The organism is Nocardia neocaledoniensis, assembly GCF_029868625.1.
Lineage (GTDB): Bacteria > Actinomycetota > Actinomycetes > Mycobacteriales > Mycobacteriaceae > Nocardia > Nocardia neocaledoniensis_A.
This window is the reverse complement of sequence record NZ_JARWOJ010000275.1, coordinates 1-3,129: the sequence shown is the minus strand read 5'-3', so window position 1 is coordinate 3,129 and position 3,129 is coordinate 1. Positions and strand designations below refer to the sequence as shown.

The window sequence follows — 3,129 nt, the reverse complement described above, 5'->3', positions numbered from 1 at the left end:
AGGCAGACCTTCGAGGACTTTCGTGGGTACTGGCCCGAGCAGGTCGACGACCGGACCGGGATCACCGAGTCGTTGAACCGGCAGCACAAGTACGTCGTGTCGGCCACGATGACCGATCCGGGGTGGCAGAACTCGACGGTGACCGACTTGGCCAGGTTGCGCGGCTTGTCGACGTCGTAGCCGCGGGCCTGCGCCACCTCGGCGGCGAAGATCTGCAGCGGCACCGTCGACAGCAGCGGGATGGTGCCCGCGATCAGGGTGCCGACGGTGCGGCCGATGGGCCAGCGCACCTTGACCGCGAGGTCGGCGGTGACGAGCAGGTAGGCGAAGTACACCCAGCCGTGCACGACCGCGATCCAGCTCGGGGTGTCGACGCCGAAGCCGTACTTGGCGATCATCTCGATGGTGAGCAGCAGCAGCCACAGGCCGGTGACCCACGCCAGCACCCGGTAGCGCTGCAGCGCCGGGCGGATCTTGGCGGTGCCTGCCGCCGGCGTCTGATCGAGCGACGGTGCGGTGGTGTCTTTGTCGGTGGTCACCCGGCGTTCCTCTCCGTGGCGCGCGGGTCGGCCGAGCGGACCCCCGCGTCGATGTCGTTGGCGTGCAGACTCGCCAGGTATTCGTTGTAGGCGACCGTCTCCGGGTCGTCGGTGGGCGCGGCCTTCGGGCGTTCGGGCAGGATCCCGGCGGGGATCTCGCGCGGCGCCTCCTGACGCGCCGCGGTCGCGGCCGTCGCCGGTTCCTCGGCCTCGCGTTCGAGCCGCACGAACCGGACGTAGGCGAACACCGCGAACGCGGCGAACAGCGGCCACTGCAGCGCGTAGCCGAGATTCTGTCCGGTACCCGACGCCGATTCGAACCGTTCCCACTGCCACCAGGCCAGCGCGAGGCAGCCCGCGGCGACGACAACGACCAGCGCGATCAGGGCCGGCTTGTTGTGCGCGGGGCGTTCGGGTGAAGCGGACACGCGCTCCACGGTACCCGCCTACTACAGGCGACGTAGGAGCAGGTCGCGGGGTCAGAACTTGTAGGTGATCCCCGTCATCCGCTCGGATTCGGTCCACAGCCTGCGCAGCAGTTCCGGATCGCGCGAGATGGCGCTCGACGGGCACGGCTCGACCGGGCCCTGTGACTGCATCCACCGGTTGGGACCCCAGTAGACGGTCGGGTCGGCGTCGGGTTCGGTGGCGGCGAACAGGGTGGAGTGTGCCGCCTTGGCCGGCGGATGGCCGATGAGCTTGATGAACGGCTTGCTGATCCGGTCGAGCGGGGTCTCGGTGCGGGCGAACAGGTCGGTCGCCGAGACGCCGGGGTGCACGGCGTAGGACTTCGTCGTCGCGCCGGCCTCGGTGAGCCTGCGCTGGAGTTCGCGGCCGAACATGAGATTGGCCAGCTTGGCCTGGGCGTAGGCGAGATTGCGCTGGTAGCGGCGGTTCTCGTAATTGAGGTCGTCGATCCACAGCTTGGGCGTCTGCTTGTGGGCGATGCTGGCCAGGGTGACCACCCGATCGGTGATCTTGTCCAGCAGCAGCCCGGTGAGGGCGAAGTGGCCGAGGTGGTTGACGCCGAACTGGGTCTCGAACCCGTCGGCGGTGCGCGAGAACGGGATGTTCATCAGGCCCGCGTTGTTGACCAGCACGTCGAACTCGCCCTGCTGCTCGGCGAACGCGCGCACGGAAGCCAGATCGGCCAGGTCGAGGGCGGCCACGCGGACGTCGCCGGGGATGGCGTCGGCGATCGGCTGGGCCTTGGCCGCGTTGCGGCAGGCCATGATCACGGTGGCGCCCTTGCCTGCCAGCACCCTGGTGGTTTCGGCACCGAGGCCGCCGTTGGCCCCGGTGATCACGAACGTGCGCCCGGTCTGGTCCGCGATGTCAGTTGGTTTCCATGCCATGGCCCGGATCTTACTCTTCAGTAAGATCCGCGCATAGGGTCAGTCGAGCAGCCCCGCCAGCGTACGGGCGCACCCGGGCCTGCGGAGTTTGGTCATCGCCTTCGCCTCGATCTGGCGGGCCCGCTCGCGCGAGACGCCGAGTTCGGATCCCACCTCCTCCAGCGTGCGGCCCTCGCCGCGATCCAGGCCGTAGCGCAGGCGGATCACCGCGGACTCGCGCTCGGTGAGCCCGGCCAGCGCGGCGGCGAGATGGCCGGGGATCATCCGCCGGGCGACCACCTCGGCGGGCGCGGGCGCGGCGTCGGGCAGCAGGGCGCCCAGCTCGGTGTCCTCGCCGACGGGCGCGTGCAGCGACACCGGCTCGGCCTCGTACCGCAACATCGCCTCGACCTGCGCGACCGTGAGCTCGGCGGCCTCGGCCAGTTCCTCGACGGTGACCGAGCGGCCCAGCCGGTGGGTGAGCTCGCGGCGGACGCGGACCACCCGGTGCAGCACGTCGGCCACGTTCGAGGGCAGCCGGATCGTGCGCCCCTGATCGGTCAGCGCGCGGCCGATCGACTGCCGGATCCAGTAGGTGGCGTAGGTCGAGAGCTTGAGCCCGCGCCGGTGGTCGAACTTCTCCACCGCGCGCATCAGGCCCAGCGTGCCCTCCTGGATCAGATCCAGCAGCGACATCCCCGTGTTCGTCGGGAACCGGCGGGCGATCGAGACGACCAGCCGCAGATTCGCGCGCACCATGTGGTCCTTGGCGCGCAGTCCGTCGATCTCACTGCGGCGCAGCAGCTCTCGCCGTGCCGCGCTCGGTTCGACACCGGCGGCGGCGTGCTCGTCCAGTTCGGCGCGGGCCGCGATTCCCGCGGCGACGCGCTCGGCGAGGGCGTGCTCCTCGACGGGGGTGAGCAGGGGAGTGCGGGCGATGGCGGTCAGGTAGTCGCGGACGGGGTCGGTGGTGACAGTCAAGAGAACTCCCAGGCGGCTGCGGTAATCGGGGGAGGGGAGGGGGGGGGGGCCGGCAACCCCCCCCCCCCCAGCGGCAACAGCCCGGGATCCGACGAGGGTATGCCCCCGTAGGACGCGGCGGGACCGCGCAACGGGTAGCCGCCCGCGGGGGCGGGGGGGGGGGGGGGCCCACCCCCCGCGGCGGGGCCCGCGCCCGGGGTGGCCCCCCGGGCCCCGGTCTCGGTTAGGGTGTGCGACGGCCGGATCGAGCAGATCGCGCTCACCAACGCCAACGG

General features: G+C 71.1%; 3 protein-coding genes and 2 pseudogenes. 1 reads left to right on the top strand and 4 read right to left on the bottom strand.

What is annotated here, in order from left to right:
- Positions 1–141, top strand: a pseudogene (locus tag QH270_RS20995) (dihydrofolate reductase family protein); the annotation flags it as partial.
- An 86-nt stretch (positions 142–227) separates the two neighbouring features.
- On the opposite strand, the pseudogene QH270_RS20990 reads toward QH270_RS20995, so the two are convergent.
- The 4 genes and pseudogenes from QH270_RS20990 to QH270_RS20975 all read right to left on the bottom strand — a co-directional run.
- Positions 228–539, bottom strand: a pseudogene (locus QH270_RS20990) (DUF3817 domain-containing protein); the annotation flags it as partial.
- Positions 536–967, bottom strand: a complete 432-nt coding sequence (locus QH270_RS20985) for a transcriptional regulator (RefSeq protein ID WP_432420395.1) — start codon at positions 965–967, stop codon at positions 536–538. The pseudogene QH270_RS20990 and the gene QH270_RS20985, both read right to left, overlap by 4 nt.
- A 51-nt stretch (positions 968–1,018) precedes the next feature.
- Positions 1,019–1,894, bottom strand: a complete 876-nt coding sequence (locus QH270_RS20980) for an oxidoreductase (RefSeq protein ID WP_280345145.1) — start codon at positions 1,892–1,894, stop codon at positions 1,019–1,021.
- A gap of 39 nt (positions 1,895–1,933) precedes the next feature.
- Entirely contained in the window at positions 1,934–2,854 is a 921-nt protein-coding gene (locus QH270_RS20975) for a sigma-70 family RNA polymerase sigma factor (protein WP_280345143.1), read from the bottom strand.
- Between the last annotated feature and the right edge of the window lie 275 nt (positions 2,855–3,129).